Genomic DNA, 17,603 nt, shown 5'->3' with positions numbered 1-17,603 from the left:
GGCTCTTGGGATAGAGGATAGGCCTCGCTTCTAAATCACTCCAATTTATTTTTCTAATGCATTAACATAGATTGAGTTAATGAATAGGGGCCCGTGCCATGCGTCTGGACAGGATGGATCTCAACTTGTTCGTGGTCTTCGAGGCCATCTACCGGGAGCGTAGCGTAACCCGGGTCGCCCAGTTATTGCACCTGACCCAGCCGGCGGTCAGCAACGCGCTGGGGCGCCTGCGGCGCAACTTCGATGACCAGCTCTTTGTTCGCACCCCCCAGGGCATGCAGCCGACCCCGGTGGCCGACAATGTGATTGGCGATGTACGGCGCGCCCTGGCCCTGCTGCAGAAATCCACCGGGGCGGGGGCGCGCTTCGAACCGGCGCGGTCGGAAAAGCAGTTTCGCCTGGGCCTGAACGACCTCGGCCAGACTCTCTGGCTGCCGGAACTCTACCGCCTGGTTGCCGCCAGGGCTCCCGGCGTCACTATCACCAGTTTTTATGCCAGCCGGGAGAAGGCCGTGGAGGCCCTCAAGGCCGGCGATATCGACCTGCTGGTGGATTCGCCCCAGGTCAATGCCCGGGAACTGGAGCAACAGCGCCTCGCGAGCCTGCGCTACGTGGTGACCATGCGCCCCGGTCACCCCCTGGCCGGGAGGAAACTTTCCCTCGCGGCCTATCTCGCCGCCGGGCATGTGCATGTCTCCGGTCGCCCGCGGGGGCGCGGCCACGCCGACATTGCGCTGCACGCCATGGGGCAGCGGCGCAGGGTGCCGATCCGGGTGCAGCACTACGCCGCGGCGCGGACCATCGCCGAGGACAGCGACCTGCTGTGGACAGTCCCGGAGGTCGTGCTGGCGGGCTCCGGCTGGCCGATGCTGGAGCCACCTTTCACTATCGATCCCCTGGTGCTGAACCTCTACTGGACCCGCGGGGCACAAGATGATCCCGGCAACCGCTGGATGCGCGAGTGCCTGGTTGAACTTGGCGGCAGGACCGGAGTCTTTGGTACAGGCGCTGCCTGAGTTGGTGTGGAAGAGGTATCGAGTAGAGGTAAATTGCCGGTATATCCGGCGTAGTCTAATCTTCTGGCACCTCGCCCTGCAGCATTCGGCCATCGCAGCAGCCTTGCTGCCACCAAAATCAGGAGAAGCTACATGAACAAGACCATTTTCAACTTGAAGGCGTTGGCACTGGCGGTCTGTGTCGGTGTCACTGCCTGTGCCGCTCCGGAGCAAAAGCCGCCGGCCGGTGTCACCTTTGACGGCTTGGAGCCGGTGCCGGAAGCGAAATTTGCCACCGTCTATAAAAAGCCGGGCGCGGATCTCAGCATCTACAAAACCTACGGCGTCGCCCCCTGTGAAGTAGCCTTCCGCAAGAACTGGCTGCGCGACCAGAACCAGAACCGCATTGACCTCACCAACAGGGTCACCAAGAAAGACGTCGACCGGATCAAGACCCAGCTGGGCGAGATGTGCACAGAGACCTTTACCAAGGCACTGCAGGCGCCGCCGCCCTATACCCTGGTGGAGGAGTTCACCGAAGGCGAGGAAGTTCTCGTACTGGCGCCGGCCATCATCAACCTGGATATCAACGCGCCGGACATCATGAGCCCGGGAATCAGTCGCAGCTATACCACGCAGTCCGGGGAAATGACCCTGCTGCTGGAGCTGAAAGACGCCACCACCGGGGATGTGCTCTACCGTATCGTCGATCGGCAGAAGGACTTCGACGACATGCAACTGCAGTGGACCAACTCGGTCACCAACCGCGCCGATGCCCAGCGCATTCTCAACCGCTGGGGGAAAGAACTGCGCGACGGGCTGGACAAGGTCACCGCTGCTGCCCAGTAACACCTGCGGGCGCCGAGACCGGCGCCCGGGTTCCTTTCAGGAGTCGAGGAATTTCCCCATGTCAGTGTTTGCAAGCCTTGTCAGAAAAATACGTATCCTGCCATTACTGTGCCTGCTGCTGCCGGTCCTGGCCTGGGGAGACGAACCGCTGGCTTCCTGGCAGGATGGCGGTGCAAAAACTGCCATCATTGCCTTCGTGGAGAAAGTATCCGATACAGCGTCACCGGGTTTCGTGCCTGCGGAACAGCGTATCGCCACGTTCGATAACGACGGTACCCTGTGGAGCGAACAGCCCCTGTACTTCCAGGGTATCTGGGCCCTCGACCAGATTCGCAAGATGGCCCCGTCCCACCCGGAATGGCAGCAGCAGGAACCTTTCAAAAGCGCGCTGGCCGGGGATATTCACGGGATGCTGGCCGGCGGCGAAGGGCCGCTGCTGAAAATGCTGATGGTGCCGCACGCCAACGTCACTGCCCATGACTTTGCCAGCGAGGTATCGGCATGGCTGGTTTCAGCGCGCCACCCCACCACAGGCATGCAATATACGGACATGGTGTTCCAACCCATGCTGGAGCTGATGGACTACCTGCGCGCCAACGATTTCAAGGTGTACATAGTCTCCGGCGGTGGTATCGATTTTATCCGGGTGTTTGCGGAGCAGCGCTACGGTGTGCCGCCCGAGCAGGTCATCGGTTCAACCGCCGACGCCCGTTTTGAAATGCGCGACGGGGTTCCCACCATCGTGAAGGAAGGCAAGATCACCCTGGTCGACGACAAGGCGGGCAAGCCGGTCGGCATCTACCGGCACATTGGCCGCCGTCCGATTTTCGCCGCGGGAAACTCCGATGGGGACATGCAGATGCTCGAATACACGACCATCGCCGAAGGACCCGACGACAAAACCCCGCGCTTTGGCCTGATCGTCCACCACACCGACGGGGAGCGCGAATTCGCCTATGACCGCCAATCCGCCATGGGCAAGCTCGACAAGGCGCTGGACGCGGCGCCGGAGCAGGGCTGGCTGGTGGTGGACATGAAGAAGGACTGGAAGCAGGTCTATCCGCCCGCGCAAGCGGACTGAGCCGATGATGCGGGGTTTGGCGCACAAGACGCTGCGCCGTTCATGGTCGGCCGGGCTGACGCCGCGGCCGGCTTACCAGGTGGAGCCGGCCTGGATATACACCGCGGTGTCCTCGGGGCCGCGGGCGACGTCGATACCCATGACAAAGCCGTAGCGGCGGGCAATCAGGTAGCGAAAGCCGGTGCCGTAACTGTCCACGTTGTCGGCATTGCTGATGTCCCCCCAGCTGTTGGCGGCGCGCCCGAGGCCGGTAAAGACACCGACCTTCCAGCGGTAACTCAGCTTGTAATCCAGTTGCACCTCGGTGACCGCGATGGCGGTGCCCTGGTAGCGGGATTTCGGAATGCCGCGCATGTCGATGAAAGGCGGCACATAGGGGGGCAGGCGTTCGCCGCCGGGCGCCTCAACGCCTTCCAGGTCAAGCCGCAGCCCGAGGTTCCACTTGTCGCCGAGTTCCCAGAAGTTCAGGCCGCTCAGCTGGTAGCTGTCGTAGTCGACGTCGCTGCCGATTGACCCGTCGAAAATCGTGTAATTGGCACTGTAGTAATAGCCGTGCTGGGGGTTGAAGGGATTGTCACGGCTGTCGTAGTCGATGACCGCGCCCAGCCCCGAGGTGGTGAAGCTGGTTTTCAGGTGGGTCCTGAAATAGTCCAGGATTGGCGGCGGCAGCGCCGAGAGATCCGGGGAACTGGCCAGGGATGCTTCCACCTTGCGGTACAGTTGTCGCGCACCGACAAAAATCCGGGTGTCGGGGACGCGGAACTTGATGTCCTGGAAGACGATCGGTCCCTCCAGGTTGAGTTCGATCGGCCGCGGCAGGTTTCCTATGCCGGGAAAGGAATAGAAGTCCAGGTTGGGAGAAACATAGGCCAGGAAGCCGCGGTAGCGGATGGTATCCCTGCGCCAGAAGCCCAGTTGGCCGAGCCCCGCGCCCCAGGTGCCGTTCTCGGTATAGGCCCCGCCGGCCAGTGTGATGTTGGCCGGCAGCATGGCCTGGTGGGCAGTGCGCTGCTGCCGCTGTTCCGCGGATTCATGAAAGAACAGGGCGCCCAGGGAAAGGCCGGTACCCACCGCGGGTTCGGTAATCAGGTTGGGAATCGGCAGGAACCCCAGCGGTACATCGGTCAGGAAACGGCTGACATCGACGTTGCCGTCCTCCGGGTCGGTCAGGTAGTCCCCGGAAAAGTCTGCCTGCGCAATGGCCGCGCCGAGGATGCCCGCAATGACCAGCGGGAAGTATTTTTTCATGGTGCCCACACCCCGGGCCGGAATTTGATATCGAGCTGGATATACGGGCTGGAATGCACGCTGAAATCGGTATCTTCCAGGCTGCCCGAATCGAGGCGCAGGCCGCGAAAACCGCCGATTCCTGTCTCCAGGCTGGCGTAGATACCCCCGGTCAGGCGGCGCTCTACGCTCACTCCCAGGTCCCAGGCGTCGAGGTTGAGGGCCACGTCGTCCTGCGTTCCCTGGGGCGAGACCGACCAGGAAGCGCCCGACGGGGAGACACCAATGCGGAACAGCCAGTCCTGGCTGGGCGCGTAGAGTACCGCCGGCCAGGGCATGATGGCGCTGAGCGTCCAGTGGTCGTCGAAGGCCCAGGTCGCTCCCAGGTAGGGAATGTAGAAATTGTCATCGGGCGCGATGTCGGCGTAGAAGCCAAAGGCCCACCACAGCCGCTCGCTCTGTACGTAGCGGCCAAACACGCCGCCCATGTACTGCCAGCTCCACTCCGCGTCGTCGAAGTCCGCCTTGTGCGCCAGTGGGAAGACGAAGGCGGCGGCCTGCCAGTCGTTGTTTACCTGGCGCAGCCAGCCCAGCGGCAGGCCGACACTGGCGACATTGAATTTGCCGTCACCGCCGTCGCGCACGCGGAACTCCGACCAGCTCACGTATTCGCCGATGATCAGCGCATCGCGCTCCCCGAGCAGCAGGGGCAGGGCCGCGGCCTGGGTCGCGGTGGTCAGGTCGTAATCGAACTTCGTGCCACGGGAGTCACTTTCCACCCGGGCATCGCCGTAGTGGCTGACGCCGGCGAAGGCCAGCGGCGGAAACGGTACGTTGGAACCGGAGCGCGCGAAGATGAATTCACTTTCCTCGAAGGCCCTGGTCTGCCGCGCCATCAGGCCGTCATCGGCTGCGGCCTGAAAAGGGAGGAACAGCGCGGCAGCCGCAAACCACAGGCATCCGGTTATGGCATTCCTGATCCCGATGGCAGGAGAGGCGGGGGAAATCAGAAATGCCAACGCGCGCTGACGCCTACCTGGTAGATAACTGAGGTGTCGTATTTGCCCTGCCAAGTGGGGGTGGTGATACGGGCCTCGCCGAGATCGGCGTAATTGAGATACCCGGAGAGACTGAGTTCATCGCTGTACATGTACTGGCTACCCAGCCCGACGTGTATCTGGCGGTCCAGCGGCATATCAGCAGTGCGGTAATCGGCATCCATGGGGTTGGTATCATAGGAGACACCCGCGGTCATGGTCCAGCGCTCGGTGACCACATACTCCATGCCCACGGCCACCTGTTGGGTGTCCCGTGCGTTGCGGTCGAGGCCGGCACCGGTGTTGGCGACGCTGACAAATACCTCGTCCATGGCGCTCCAGTCATCCCAGCCCAGGGTCAGGTCCAGCGCCAGCTTGTCAGTGAACTGATGGTAGAGCCCGACGCGGACAAACTGCGCCATCGTCAGGCTGGTATTGGTGTCTACTTCAACCGGCAGTTTCTTGAGAGAAAGATTGCCGTCAAAATCCGGGCTCATTTCGCTCTGGTACTTGATGCCGAGGCGGGTGCTGTCGGAAAACTGGTACAGCAGGCCCAGGGTGTAGGCGACCTCGCTGTCGGTGCCGTCGAGACGGGCGGTGCCATCCTCGCGCCCAGGCAACGGGTTGGGAATCCGCAGGCCCGTGTCCAGTGACGCAAAATACCATTGCATCGAGGCGCCCAGGGACAGCCGGTCAGTCACGCGATAGGCGGCGGTGGGGGCGAAGGTTGCGATCAGCAGGCTGCTGTCGATTGCCTGGTAGCGGCCCACCCAGTCCTTGTCGTAGTCCAGGCCAATGCCCGCCAGCCCGCTGAAATACATGCCTGCGCCCCACCTGTCGCTCTGGGTATCGTGCACGTAAAACAGGCCTCCGGCGGGGGAGAGAACCCCGGCATCGCCGCCATCGCCACCGCCCGGGCCGCCGGCGGGATCGCTGGTCTGGTCGAATTTGAGCGACGGCAGCAGTGCCGCGCCGGTCACCTGTAACTGGCTGCCCTTGAGGCGGGTGACGCTGGCGGGGTTGTGCAGGAGCGTGCTCGGTTCGTCGACGCCCGCGGCGGCGCCCGCAGAGGCGCGACCACCGGCGAAATCGCCGAATTCATTGAGCCACAGGCCACCGGCCAGGCTGTGCGGAATGTTGGCGAGGCTGGCAAGTGCCATGGCGGCCGTGAGGTGGTATTTGCGCATACTGGTTCGCCCCCTGTCATACATCGATAGCATGATTCCAGTCTCTGTCACGCGGCGTGGAAGTGGTGGTATATCGAGCCAGTATAGACCGCATCCGGGAATTCGGGAGGAAGAGTTGTCGGGGTGAAAATTTGCCGTCCGGGACTGCGCGACAGCCCGTCCATTGATGTCGCAGGAGAGGTCATCCCGTGCCGCATTGCGCGGCAGTTGCGACCCTGGCGAGGGGGGATTCTCCGCAGGCCCGGCAGGCTACGGGTGTTAACGCAGTGAATTGCAGCGCATAATACGCCCACTAAAAACAGGATACCGCAATAACATGCTGCAAATAACCGACGAACTGGCCCGTGGCCAACTACTGGTCAGCCGCGGGGAGGGCATCGCCCTGGTTGAGCTGAACCGGCCTGAACAGTATAACGCGCTCACTCTGGAGACCCTGGATGCCCTGCGTGAGGCCCTCGAATCACTGTCTGTGGACGAACAGGTAAACGCCATCGTGCTGACCGGCCGTGGCAAGGCTTTCTGCGCCGGACTGGATCTCAACGCCCTGGCTGAAGATAACAGCCTGCTCGCCCGCGACGACTTCCTCGGCTACGACACGCCCCTGCTGCGCGCCTTCTCCCGCTGTCGCAAGCCCCTGATCGCCGCGGTCAACGGCGTCGCTGTCACCGGTGGCTTTGAACTGGCTCTGGCCTGCGACTTTATCTACGCCTCGGAAAAGGCCCGCTTCGCCGACACCCACGCCCGGGTCGGGCTGATCCCGGGTTGGGGCCTGTCGCAAAAGCTGCCACGGCTGGTGGGCATAAACCGGGCGCGGGAGATCAGCTTCACCGGCGACTATTTCGGCGCCGCCGAGGGCAGTGCCTGGGGCCTGGTAAACCGGGTGTTTGCCCCGGAGGAATTAGTCGCGGCCTCCCTTGCCTGCGCCCGCGATATCGCCACCTGTATTCCCGATACCCTGCAGCGTATCAAGGCCCTGATGAACGACGGCTGGGACACCAGCCTGGCCGATGGCCTGGAACTCGAGGGCCGGCTGTCCCGCGATTACAACAGCCGGGTCGATGTCTCGGTCATGGAGGAGCGCCTCGCCCAGCTGCGCCAGCGCAGCAAAAAGGCCTGAGACAGCCCCCGACCCCTTATTCAACTAATTGCATAGGAGGCAAAACCCATGTGGTACGCCATTTTGAGCCAGGATATTGACGACAGCCTGGCCCTGCGACAGGCCAATCGGCCCGCCCATCTGGCGCGGCTGGAAGAACTGGTAGAGCAGGGCCGCCTGCTGGTCGCTGGCCCACACCCCGCCGTCGATTGTGAAACTCCCGGCGAAGCGGGGTTCACCGGCAGTCTGATTATCGCCGAGTTCGATTCGCTGGAGGCTGCGCAGGCCTGGGCGGAGGCGGACCCCTACGTGATCAATGGCGTGCACAGCAGCGTCAAGGTCAAACCCTTCAAGCAGGCACTGCCCTGAAATCAGCTGCAGGAACAAATGCAATGACAGACGCGGTACGGCCCCGACGTTCCATACTCTACATGCCGGGCTCGAATGCGCGGGCCATGGAAAAAGCCCGCAGCCTGCCCGCGGACGGTTTGATCCTCGACCTGGAAGATGCGGTGGCGCCGGAGGCCAAGGCCAGTGCCCGGGAGCAGGTGATCAGCGCGCTGAAACAGGGTGGTTTTGGCCAGCGGGAACTGATCGTCAGGGTCAACGCTCAGGGCACCGAGTGGTGGCGCGATGACCTGGCCGCGCTGGCCACGGCGCGCGTCGAACCGGATGCAATCCTGTTCCCCAAGATCGATTCCCCCGAGCACCTGCTGGTGGCCATTGACGCGCTGGACTCCGCCGGCTGTGTCGACAGCATCCCGGTCTGGATCATGGCCGAGACGCCGCGCTGCATCCTGCAGATCTACGCCATCGCCAGTGCGCACCCGCGGCTGGCCGGCATCGTACTGGGGACATCGGACCTGGCCAAGGATACCCGCGTGCGCCACACACCCGATCGTCTGGGTTTTATCGCGGCGCTCAACCTGTGCGTGTACGCGGCGCGGGCCAACGGGTTGGTAGTGATCGACGGTGTTCACCTCGACCTGGAGGACGACGCGGGGCTGGCGGCCGCCTGCCTGCAGGGGCGCGACCTGGGTTTCGACGGCAAGAGCCTGATCCATCCGCGACAGATCGAAGCGGCGAATACTGCTTTCGCGCCCGACGCGGCAGAACTGGCCAGCGCCCGGCAGATCATCGATGCCCACGAGGCAGCCAGCGCAGCAGGGCAGGGGGTGGTGGTGGTCAATGGCCGCCTGGTCGAGGCCCTGCACGTGGAGGAGGCCCGGCGCACCCTCGCCCTGGCCGCAGCGATAGCCGCCCTGGGTGAAGACCAATAACAACACAGGAGAAGCAGTGAGTTGAACACGCAGAGCAATTCAGGTGGGAACCCGATAGAGTGCACGACGATGCCGGCCCTGTTGCACAGTATCGCCGCCGCCTATGGCGACGAGACTGCGATGGTCTACCAGGATGATGCGGGCCGGGAGACGTCCATCAGCTTTGCCGGACTGGAGCAGCGCTCCGCGGAACTGGCGCGGGGGCTGGTGGCGCGGGGCGTGGGCAAGGGCACCCGGGTCGGTTTTATTTACGGCAATTCACCGACTTTCGCCGTCCTGTTCGCGGCGATCACCCGTGTCGGCGCCATTGCGATTCCCATCAGTACCCTGATCAAGTCCAACGAACTGGTGCGGGTGTTGCGCCAGTCCGATGTCGCCGGCCTGGTAGTGCAACGCAATCTGCTGGGCAAGGACTATGTCGGGCGCATGGTCGATGCGCTGCCGGATCTGGCGAATGCTCCCGGTCCCGAGTTGCGCCTCGAGGATGTACCTTACCTGCGCTGGATTGTATCCGACGGCGAGGCCCTGCCGTCCTCCGTCCGCAGCTGGGACTGGCTGGAGGGTGGCGCGCAGGACATTTCGGAGGGGCTGCTCGCGGTTATCGAAGCCGAGGTCTATCCCACTGACCAGGTGATGGAAATCTATACTTCCGGCTCCATGGCAATGCCCAAGGGGGTCAGGCACAATCAGGGCCCGCTGCTATCCCGCGCCCGCTATATCCACTCGATGCAGCCCCTCAAGCGCGGCGACGAGCAGGCGGTGCTCATGCCCATGTTCTGGATTGGTGGGTTAATCATGTATTTCATGCCCAACCTGCTGGCCGGGGTGCGCACCCGCTGCGCCGATCGTACGCTCAGTGACAGCCGCTTCGCGATGGGCTCGGTGCCGGCAAAGGGCGAGGTCATGGCGCCGCCCGAGGGTTGGCCGGTCTGGGCGCTGGGCATGACCGAGACCATCGGACCCTATTCCTACGGCGATGAGTTGCGGGTACCTGGCTACCCCCTGTGTCCGCCCCTCGACCATTTTGCCGAGGGTTTCGAGGTGCGGGTCGCGGACCAACAGGGTAATCCGATGCCCGAGGGCGAGCGCGGTGAAATCCAGGTTCGCGGTTACGCGCTGACGCCGGGACTGCACAAGCTGGAGCGGGAGGGCTATTTTACCGCCGACGGTTTCTACCACACCGGCGACATGGGCATTCGCCAGGGCGAGCGAATCCTGTTCGTCGGTCGCGACGGTGACATGATCAAGACCGCCAGCGCCAATGTCTCACCCGCGGAAGTGGAGATGGAGCTGCAGGATCTCGAGGGGGTACACACCGCCTATGTGCTGGGCATACCCGACGAAGAGCGCGGCCAGTTGGTGGTCGCGGCGGTGGTTCCCCGGGATGGCGCCGTGCTGGAGGCGGAAGCCCTGCAGGCAGAACTGCGGGACCGCCTGTCGTCCTTCAAGGTGCCGCGCGCTATCGTATTTATCAGCCGGGAAGAAATTCCCATGTTGCACAGCAACAAGGTAGCCCGCCGCCAACTGGCGCAGATGCTCGCTGAGCGCCTGGGCCGGGCCGCCTGATACCGCGCCAGAACCCGGAGCGGGGCGGGGGAGCCACTGCTGTGGCAACCCCCGCCGGCTGGATTGATTTGCCGGCCAGATGATAGTATCTGCTATCTAATAGCGATGCCCCTGCCGGGCTCTCGCATCACCCTGGTAGCCCCCTGAACAGGCCGACACAATGAATAATGACAAGCGACAGCTGGTAGCGGACTTCTTCCGCGCCCTCGGCAGGGGCGACGACCTCGGCCCCTATATCACCGACGATATGAGCGCGTGGATCGTCTCATCCGGCGATGCGGACCGGGAGCGCTTCCTGCAGGGGGTCAGCTTTCTCGCGTCTATCTTCAATGGCTCGCTGACCTATCATATCGACGCCCTGACCATCGAGGACGAGCGTGTCGCGGCGCAGGTAACCTCCACCGGTACTCTCAGCAACGGTGATGATTTCCGCAACGACCACGTGTTCCTGTTTCGCATTCGCGATGACCGGGTCGCGTGGCTGGGCGAGTTCATGAACCAGAACACAGTGAACGAGAAAATCCTGCCCCTGTTGCAGGCGGCGATGTCCCAGGGGGCGTAACCGCGGTCCTGAACACCTGTCACGCATTACGACCAGGCCAACGATCCGACAGTTTATGCGGGATTCGTGGAGATATTGGCAAAATCCCGCGGCGCCCTGGCTAGCCGGGAATGCGTGGCAACGAGGTTGCGTGCGAAAGGTGAGATCAGGGCTTTTTTAATGGTATTGTCTCAACCCAATTATTTCGACGGGAGAAAACAACATGCAAATCAATAACGATACCGCCGCAATTGTAACTGGCGGCGCCTCCGGTTTAGGCCGCGCGGCCGCCACAGCACTCGCTGGTGTCGGTATCAAGGTCGCCATTTTCGACCTGAACGAGGAAGTAGGGCAGCAGGTTGCTGAGGAACTCGGTGGGGTTTTTTGCAAGGTCAACATCCTCGACGAGGACAGTGTCCTGCAGGGCTTTGAGAAAGCGCGCGCCGCCCATGGGCAGGAGAGGGTGCTGGTGCACTGCGCCATGGCCAGCAAGGGCGGGAAAACCGTCGGCAGGGACAAGGAAAATGGCGGATTCAAGCGCATGTCCACCGAGGACTTCGCATTCTCCGCAGAGGGAATCCTGGTCGCCAGCTATCGCGTGGCCTCAATTTCGGCACTCGGCATGGCGGAACTGGAGCCCCTGGAAGACGGCGAGCGCGGGGTGATTACCCTGACCTCCAGCGCCGCTGCGCAGGATGGCCAGATCGGGCAGGTCGCCTATGGCGCCAACAAGGCAGGCGTTAATGGCCTGGTTCTGCCGATGGCCCGTGACCTCATGGATCTCGGCATCCGTGTCAATTCGATCATGCCGGGGATTTTTGCTACGCCGCCCATGCTGAGTGTACCCGAGAAAGTGCTTGAAGTTCTGGCCGCCTCCGTGCCTTTCCCGAAGCGCCTGGGCAAGCCGGAGGAATTTGGCTCGCTGGCCCTGGAACTGGTGCGAAACTCCTATTTCAACGGCCAGTGCCTGCGTCTCGACGGCGCTATCAGGATGCCGCCGCGCTGAGGCACTAAGCCCGGACTGTTCATAGATTTACAGGCTCCAGTCATCAGCATTGGAGCCGCCAACCCCAAAGTCCTTTTTGATACCAGCCTTCTTCAACGTTTCAATAGTTGCTGCTTATTGGAATTTGCGACTGCCTGATAGCGGTAATGTGGTATGGGCTCCCGATTTTTCGTATCGGCACCGGCTGTCAGAGTCGGCCGTCATTCCCTGATTGCATCGAGGATGGTCTGCTAGCCGTCCTTTTTATACAGCGACATACATTCATACGACCTCGACGGCGATTTGCTGTCGCAGGTTTGCCCCTAGTTCGATTGTCTCACGAGCGTGACATTCAGGCAGTTAACCTGTCTGCACAGCCAATTCCTTCTGAAATCTCTTAAACAGGGAATAAGGCGCGGAATTTCGCTTGTCCCGCGGCGTGGATAGAATTATCCACATTGCGCATAATATATATTATGTTAAATAATATATTTGCCCGCATATTTGTCCACAGCCCTCTTCCAGCCAGGGCCTGCTGTCTGTTGATTGAAAGATGGATACTGTGGATTGAAAGACCAGTGATCCCGAAACGGCCTGGCGCTCCAGGTTATGCGGAGGCCCCGCTTGGGTCCTGTGAGCGGGTAACGGACTGAACCGGGCGAAACCGGATTGGACGCTAGGTTCGGATTTGGCGTTCGCTTTCGCCGTCTACGGGTGCTGGCGCGACCTCGGGAGCTTTCGGGCCACGTTGTGGCGGAAAAGGTTTGCGTAGCCGCCTTGACGCCTGCCGTGAGCACGCGCCCGGTTCACTACAAGGCATCCAGCAACACTGAGTAATGGCAGGCAGCCGGGATTTTGCCCCTGTTGACGGGCGGCTCAGTAGAGGTGGCTCGAAGTATCAGCCAGAGTCCTGCCGACAATCGGCTCATCGGTCACCCTGACCACCCCTGCCCTCGCAATGAGTGATTGCCCTTTTCCAGGAGCAAAAAAAAGCCGGCCTCAGGGAGGCCGGCTTGTGCTGTGCGCCCGATAAGGCGCTGGCTGTTCAGGCGCGGTCAATCACACCGACAGTGAACCCAGCAGGTCGTTGAAGGTGCCACTGGGGCGCATGGCCGCGGCAGCCTTGACCGGATCGGCGTGGTAGTAGCCGCCGATATCGACCGGTTCGCCCTGCACGCTGTTCAGCTCAGCGACGATCTTCTGCTCGTTGGCGCCCAGTTGTTCTGCCAGCGGCTTGAAGACCTTTGCCAGTTCCGCGTCGTCAGTCTGGTTTGCCAGTTCCTGCGCCCAGTACATGGCCAGGTAGAAGTGGCTGCCGCGGTTATCCAGCTCGCCAACCTTGCGCGAAGGTGACTTGTTCTCCTCCAGGATGTGGCCGGTGGCCTTGTCCAGCGCCTGGCCCAGTACGCGGGCTCGCGGGTTGTCGTACTTCATGCCCATGTCGTCCAGGGAGGCCGCCAGTGCCAGGAACTCGCCCAGCGAATCCCAGCGCAGGTGGTTTTCCTCGACCAGCTGCTGCACGTGTTTCGGCGCGGAACCACCGGCGCCGGTTTCGTACAGGCCACCGCCGGCCATCAGCGGAACGATGGACAGCATCTTTGCGGAGGTTCCCAGTTCCATGATCGGGAACAGGTCGGTGAGGTAGTCGCGCAGCACGTTGCCGGTGACCGAAATGGTGTCGCGGCCGCGGATAGCGCGCTCCATGGATTCGCGGATCGCGCTGTTGTAATCCATGATGCGAATGTCGAGACCCGCCAGGTCGTGGTCCTGGAGATAGGTGTCGACCTTGGCCTTCAGCTGCATGTCGTGGGCGCGCTCCGGGTCCAGCCAGAAGATTGCCGGGGTATCGGAGTTGCGGGCGCGGGTCACGGCCAGCTTGACCCAGTCGCGGATCGGCGCATCCTTGGTCTGGCAGGCGCGCCAGATATCGCCCTGCTCCACTTCGTGCTGGATCAGCACGTCGCCAGTGGCGGCATCGACAACCCGCATGGTGCCATCGGCCTTCATCTCGAAGGTCTTGTCGTGGGAACCGTACTCTTCCGCCTTCTGGGCCATCAGGCCGACGTTGGGGATACTGCCCATGGTGGTCGGGTCGAAGGCGCCATTGGTTTTGCAGAAGTTGATCACTTCCTGGTAGATGCGGGCGTAGGTGGACTCCGGCATAACCGCCTTGGTGTCCTTCTGCTTGCCGTCGCGGCCCCACATCTGGCCGGAGTTGCGGATCATGGCCGGCATGGAGGCGTCGACAATTACGTCGCTCGGGATGTGCAGGTTGGTAATGCCCTTGACCGAGTCGACCATCGCCATCTCAGGCCGCCCGGCGTAGCAGTCGTGGATGTCCTGCAGGATTTCTTCCTGCTGGGATTTGGGCAGCTGCTTGATCTTGTCGTACACGCTGGAAAGGCCGTTGTTCGGGTTGACGCCAATCTCGTGGAAGGTCTCGCCCCACTTGTCGAACAGGTCCCGGTAGTAGACGGTCACGGCATGGCCGAAAACGATCGGGTGGGACACCTTCATCATGGTGGCCTTGACGTGCAGGGACCACATGACACCGCTTTCCTTGCAATCGTTGAGGGTCTCTTCGAAGAAGGCGCGCAGTTTGGCGGCGCTCATGAACATGCCGTCAAACACTTCGCCATCCAGCAGGGAAAGCTCCTTCCTGACCTCGACGCTGCCGTCCTTGCCGACAAACTCGATACGCACGGCGCCGGCCTGCGGCATGGTGAAGGACTGTTCGCTGGAGAAGAAATCGCCGCCGCGCATGTAGTCGGCGTGGGACTGGGAGGCCTTGCTCCATTTGCCCATGGAGTGCGGGAACTTGCGGGCGAAGGCTTTCACCGCCGGTGGCGCGCGGCGGTCGGAGTTGCCCTCCCGCAGAACCGGGTTGACAGCGCTGCCAAGGATTTTGCTGTATCGGGCGTTGTACTCTTTCTCTTCGTCGTTCTTCGGCTCTTCCACGTACTCCGGCACGTCGTAACCCTGGGACTGGAGTTCGGCAATGGCGGCGCGCAGCTGCGGGACAGAGGCGCTGATATTGGGGAGCTTGATAATGTTGGCGTCGGGGTCCTGGGTCAGTTCGCCCAGCTCGGCCAGTGCATCGGGAACGCGCTGCTCTTCGCTCAGGCGCTCCGGGAACGCGGCCAGTACACGCGCCGCGACAGAAATGTCACTGGTGTCAACTTCGATGCCGGCGGCGGCAGCGAAAGAACGCACGATAGGCAGCAGGGAGTGGGTGGCCAGTGCCGGTGCTTCGTCCGTGATGGTGTAGATGATTTTCTGGTTTGAAGTCGTCATTCTTTTCCCAAGTGGTGAGTGGATGATGTGGCCGACGAAACCCGGAAAGGGAGACTTTTGGTCACCCTGTCGAGCCTTATGTTCAGGGGTCTGTGAACAATTCCTGGGGAGGCAAACGCTGCAGGAAGTATTCGCAGGTTTCTATGGTACGGGTAGTTTGGAGCGTCGGTATTGTACCGAAATAACTGGCTTCGTTGTATGGGCAAATGCGGATGATGGGCGATTTTTTGTCCGCAACGGCGCGGGCGTGGATTACTCAGGTGGCGGCGCTGCCATGCCGGCGCAGGGAAACGGGTACCGATTTGAATTGCGGGGTATGGCTGCGCGGGTCACAGAGCCGGGATGTGAGGATGTTCGCCTCCGGGTAGTAAGCCGCCACGCTGCCCGCTGGCAGCTCGGCCAGCTTGACCTGGACGGCCAGCATTTCCCCCCAGTCGGAGGACAGGTCGACCGTCTCGCCCTCTCCCACCCCGATTTCGAGCGCATCCTGCTGACTGATGAACACGATCCAGCGATGGCTGGTGCCCCGGTAGCTGTCCGCCTGCTCGTAGATGATGGAATTGAATTGTCCTTCGCTGCGCAGCGTCATGAGGGTGAAGTCGCGCAGGTTGGCCGGGTCGCTTGCGGGCCCCGGCGGGGTCCTGAAGCGGGCCCTGCCATCGCTGGTATTGAACTCGGGGCTGTGTTTGATCCGTCCGCGGATATGGAACTCCTGCCGGGCGACATCGATGCTGGCCAGTTCCTCCATACCCGGCACTACCCTGGCGATCGCCTGCCGCACCTTGCCATGCAACTTGAACTGCTGGAAATCGACCGGCGAGCCGGCCAGCACCCGGGTCGCGAGGTCGGCGAGGATCGAGATCTCGGAGCGCACCGAGGCTATCCGGGTGATGCCGCCGTCGCTGAGCCGCACATAGTTGAACATCGATTCCTGGGTGGTCGGTTCGGGCTCCTCGTCCCGGGCGCATACCGGCAGGATGATAACTTCCCCCGCGTCTACCCCGGTGACGTGGCCCCGGTTCAGGGTGGTGGTCAGGAACAGCTTGAAGCCGATGTTGTCGAGGGCCTGTTGCGCCCAGGCGCTGTCCGGTGTCGCTTCGTACAGGTTGCCGCCCAGCAGCAGTGCCGCGTCGATCTCGCCGCGGTGCGCCGCCTCCAGTGAGGCGAGGGTGTGCATGCCGGGCGAGCGCGGCAGGCTGACGCCGAAGGTATCCTGTATGCGCTGGAAAACCTCTTCAGCAAGCACCGGTTTTACCCCGATGGTGCCGATGCCCTGCACATTGCTGTGGCCGCGCAGCGGCAGCAGGCCGGCGTGGGGCTTGCCCACCATGCCGCGCAGCAGGGCGAGGTTGCTGATCCACTCGATATTCTCCACGCCGTGGCGGTGGTGGGTCATGCCCATGCCCCAGGCGAAGATGCAGTTTTCCGATTGCAGGTAGGCTTCGGCAACGGCATCCAGGTCCTCGCTGGCGATCCCGCAGGTCTCCAGCAGCGTGCTTTTATCGACGCTTTGCAGGTAGCGCTCGAAGGCCGGGTAATCGCTGCAATACCGCTCGATAAATGACATCGCTGTCCCGCCCCGCTCCACCACGGTTTTGGCCAGCGCGGTAAACAGGGCGATGTCGGTGCCGATGCGCGGCTGCAGGTAGAAACTGGCAATCTCGTCGCCGCCCTTCAACAGGGAACTGGGCATTTTCGGCGCCGCGAATCGCACCAGTCCCGCCTCCCGCAGCGGGTTGATCACGACGACCTGGCCCCCGCGGCGACGCAGTTCAATCAGTTTGTGCAGCAGGCGCGGGTGATTGGAGGCCGGGTTCGCACCGATCAGGAAGAACAGGTCACAGCCCTTGAGGTCAGCCAGCTCGACCGTCGCGGTGCCGGTGCCAATGGTCGAGGCCAGCGCTTCGCCGGTTGCCTGGTGGCAGTAGTAGGAGCAGTTGCTGATGTTGTTGGTGCCGTAGAGCCGGGCCAGCAACTGCAGGACAAAACCGGCCTCGTTGGAGGAGCGCCCGGAGCTGTAGAAAAAGGACCTGTCGGGGCGGGTTTTGCGGAAGGCGTCGGCGGCCCGCGCCAGGGCCCAGTCCCAGTCGACCTCCCGGTAGCGGTCCTCCCCGGCCGCCTTGTACAGCGGCTGGCCGAGGCGGCCGAGGTGCTCGAGCTGGTGGGCGGACAGCTCCCGGAATTCGGTGAGCGTGTGCGCAAAGACCTCCCCGGGTATCGGTTGCTGAATGTCGGTGGACTGGGCCTGTACACTTTTATTGCAGACCGAGGGAAACTCGTCGAGTTCGTTGGTCATGCCGCCACGCTGCCCGCCCATGCCAAGCCCGCAGGCCTTGCAGGCATTGTGGGACTTGAGCGCCCGCGCCGAATTGATCAGGCCGATACGGCGCGCCGTATTCAGGGTATACAGTATTTTCTTGCCGCCGCCACCCACCTGGGCCATCGGGCATTCTCCAGTCCGGTTT

The 17,603-nt window shown here is 62.5% G+C and carries 14 protein-coding genes; 9 read left to right on the top strand and 5 right to left on the bottom strand.

What is annotated here, in order from left to right:
• Positions 1–98 precede the first annotated feature (98 nt).
• The 3 genes from ACNKU3_RS05975 (at position 99) to ACNKU3_RS05965 (ending at position 2,925) form a co-directional block, all read left to right on the top strand.
• Positions 99–1,016 (top strand): LysR family transcriptional regulator, encoded by a 918-nt coding sequence (locus tag ACNKU3_RS05975; RefSeq protein ID WP_418258504.1) that lies wholly within the window; start codon positions 99–101, stop codon positions 1,014–1,016.
• A 132-nt stretch (positions 1,017–1,148) separates the two neighbouring features.
• Positions 1,149–1,844 (top strand): hypothetical protein, encoded by a 696-nt coding sequence (locus tag ACNKU3_RS05970; protein WP_418258503.1) that lies wholly within the window; start codon positions 1,149–1,151, stop codon positions 1,842–1,844.
• Between the two features lie 58 nt (positions 1,845–1,902).
• The gene (locus tag ACNKU3_RS05965) at positions 1,903–2,925 is read left to right on the top strand and encodes an HAD family hydrolase (RefSeq protein ID WP_418258502.1); all 1,023 of its coding nucleotides are present in this window, start codon (positions 1,903–1,905) and stop codon (positions 2,923–2,925) included.
• Positions 2,926–2,997: 72 nt separating this feature from the next.
• Here ACNKU3_RS05965 and ACNKU3_RS05960 read toward each other — a convergent pair whose 3' ends face one another.
• The 3 genes from ACNKU3_RS05960 to ACNKU3_RS05950 form a co-directional block, all read right to left on the bottom strand.
• The gene (locus ACNKU3_RS05960) at positions 2,998–4,173 is read right to left on the bottom strand and encodes a BamA/TamA family outer membrane protein (protein WP_418258501.1); all 1,176 of its coding nucleotides are present in this window, start codon (positions 4,171–4,173) and stop codon (positions 2,998–3,000) included.
• Positions 4,170–5,048 carry a hypothetical protein gene (locus ACNKU3_RS05955; protein WP_418258500.1) on the bottom strand — a complete coding sequence of 293 codons (879 nt, stop codon included), beginning with the start codon at positions 5,046–5,048 and terminating at the stop codon, positions 4,170–4,172. The genes ACNKU3_RS05960 and ACNKU3_RS05955 overlap by 4 nt, the downstream gene beginning before the upstream one ends.
• 110 nt (positions 5,049–5,158) lie before the next feature.
• Positions 5,159–6,376, bottom strand: coding sequence for an OmpP1/FadL family transporter (locus tag ACNKU3_RS05950; RefSeq protein ID WP_418258499.1), 1,218 nt, complete (start codon positions 6,374–6,376; stop codon positions 5,159–5,161).
• A gap of 316 nt (positions 6,377–6,692) precedes the next feature.
• Here ACNKU3_RS05950 and ACNKU3_RS05945 point away from each other — a divergent pair, with 316 nt between their 5' ends.
• The 6 genes from ACNKU3_RS05945 (at position 6,693) to ACNKU3_RS05920 (ending at position 11,865) form a co-directional block, all read left to right on the top strand.
• On the top strand, positions 6,693–7,493 hold the full coding sequence (locus tag ACNKU3_RS05945; RefSeq protein ID WP_418258498.1) for an enoyl-CoA hydratase: 801 nt from the start codon (positions 6,693–6,695) through the stop codon (positions 7,491–7,493).
• Positions 7,494–7,541: 48 nt separating this feature from the next.
• Positions 7,542–7,841: a YciI family protein gene (locus tag ACNKU3_RS05940; RefSeq protein ID WP_418258497.1), complete on the top strand. Its 300-nt coding sequence runs from the start codon at positions 7,542–7,544 to the stop codon at positions 7,839–7,841.
• A 23-nt stretch (positions 7,842–7,864) separates the two neighbouring features.
• The gene (locus tag ACNKU3_RS05935) at positions 7,865–8,752 is read left to right on the top strand and encodes an HpcH/HpaI aldolase/citrate lyase family protein (protein WP_418258496.1); all 888 of its coding nucleotides are present in this window, start codon (positions 7,865–7,867) and stop codon (positions 8,750–8,752) included.
• Positions 8,753–8,821: 69 nt separating this feature from the next.
• Positions 8,822–10,318, top strand: coding sequence for a class I adenylate-forming enzyme family protein (locus ACNKU3_RS05930; RefSeq protein WP_418258495.1), 1,497 nt, complete (start codon positions 8,822–8,824; stop codon positions 10,316–10,318).
• Positions 10,319–10,478: 160 nt separating this feature from the next.
• Positions 10,479–10,880 (top strand): nuclear transport factor 2 family protein, encoded by a 402-nt coding sequence (locus tag ACNKU3_RS05925; RefSeq protein WP_418258494.1) that lies wholly within the window; start codon positions 10,479–10,481, stop codon positions 10,878–10,880.
• 202 nt (positions 10,881–11,082) lie between these two features.
• Positions 11,083–11,865 (top strand): SDR family NAD(P)-dependent oxidoreductase, encoded by a 783-nt coding sequence (locus ACNKU3_RS05920; protein ID WP_418258493.1) that lies wholly within the window; start codon positions 11,083–11,085, stop codon positions 11,863–11,865.
• Between the two features lie 1,038 nt (positions 11,866–12,903).
• Here the strand turns inward: ACNKU3_RS05920 and ACNKU3_RS05915 are convergent.
• Both ACNKU3_RS05915 and ACNKU3_RS05910 read right to left on the bottom strand, forming a co-directional pair.
• Positions 12,904–15,138 (bottom strand): NADP-dependent isocitrate dehydrogenase, encoded by a 2,235-nt coding sequence (locus ACNKU3_RS05915; protein ID WP_418258492.1) that lies wholly within the window; start codon positions 15,136–15,138, stop codon positions 12,904–12,906.
• A gap of 256 nt (positions 15,139–15,394) precedes the next feature.
• Positions 15,395–17,581, bottom strand: a complete 2,187-nt coding sequence (locus tag ACNKU3_RS05910; RefSeq protein ID WP_418258491.1) for an FdhF/YdeP family oxidoreductase — start codon at positions 17,579–17,581, stop codon at positions 15,395–15,397.
• Between the last annotated feature and the right edge of the window lie 22 nt (positions 17,582–17,603).

This window comes from Haliea sp. E17 (assembly GCF_048323675.1).
In the GTDB taxonomy this organism is placed as follows: Bacteria; Pseudomonadota; Gammaproteobacteria; order Pseudomonadales; family Halieaceae; genus Mangrovimicrobium.
The sequence above is the reverse complement of the archived record's forward strand: the minus strand, read 5'-3'. Positions and strand labels throughout refer to the sequence as shown.

Bases quoted from the DNA above. Each gene is read 5' to 3' on its own strand.
- ACNKU3_RS05910 (WP_418258491.1), bottom strand. From the start codon at position 17,581: ATGGCCCAGGTGGGTGGCGGCGGCAAGAAAATACTGTATACCCTGAAT.
- ACNKU3_RS05915 (WP_418258492.1), bottom strand. From the start codon at position 15,138: ATGACGACTTCAAACCAGAAAATCATCTACACCATCACGGACGAAGCA.
- ACNKU3_RS05945 (WP_418258498.1), top strand. From the start codon at position 6,693: ATGCTGCAAATAACCGACGAACTGGCCCGTGGCCAACTACTGGTCAGC.
- ACNKU3_RS05970 (WP_418258503.1), top strand. From the start codon at position 1,149: ATGAACAAGACCATTTTCAACTTGAAGGCGTTGGCACTGGCGGTCTGT.
- ACNKU3_RS05920 (WP_418258493.1), top strand. From the start codon at position 11,083: ATGCAAATCAATAACGATACCGCCGCAATTGTAACTGGCGGCGCCTCC.
- ACNKU3_RS05955 (WP_418258500.1), bottom strand. From the start codon at position 5,048: ATGGCGCGGCAGACCAGGGCCTTCGAGGAAAGTGAATTCATCTTCGCG.
- ACNKU3_RS05960 (WP_418258501.1), bottom strand. From the start codon at position 4,173: ATGAAAAAATACTTCCCGCTGGTCATTGCGGGCATCCTCGGCGCGGCC.
- ACNKU3_RS05940 (WP_418258497.1), top strand. From the start codon at position 7,542: ATGTGGTACGCCATTTTGAGCCAGGATATTGACGACAGCCTGGCCCTG.
- ACNKU3_RS05935 (WP_418258496.1), top strand. From the start codon at position 7,865: ATGACAGACGCGGTACGGCCCCGACGTTCCATACTCTACATGCCGGGC.
- ACNKU3_RS05930 (WP_418258495.1), top strand. From the start codon at position 8,822: ATGCCGGCCCTGTTGCACAGTATCGCCGCCGCCTATGGCGACGAGACT.
- ACNKU3_RS05965 (WP_418258502.1), top strand. From the start codon at position 1,903: ATGTCAGTGTTTGCAAGCCTTGTCAGAAAAATACGTATCCTGCCATTA.
- ACNKU3_RS05975 (WP_418258504.1), top strand. From the start codon at position 99: ATGCGTCTGGACAGGATGGATCTCAACTTGTTCGTGGTCTTCGAGGCC.
- ACNKU3_RS05950 (WP_418258499.1), bottom strand. From the start codon at position 6,376: ATGCGCAAATACCACCTCACGGCCGCCATGGCACTTGCCAGCCTCGCC.
- ACNKU3_RS05925 (WP_418258494.1), top strand. From the start codon at position 10,479: ATGAATAATGACAAGCGACAGCTGGTAGCGGACTTCTTCCGCGCCCTC.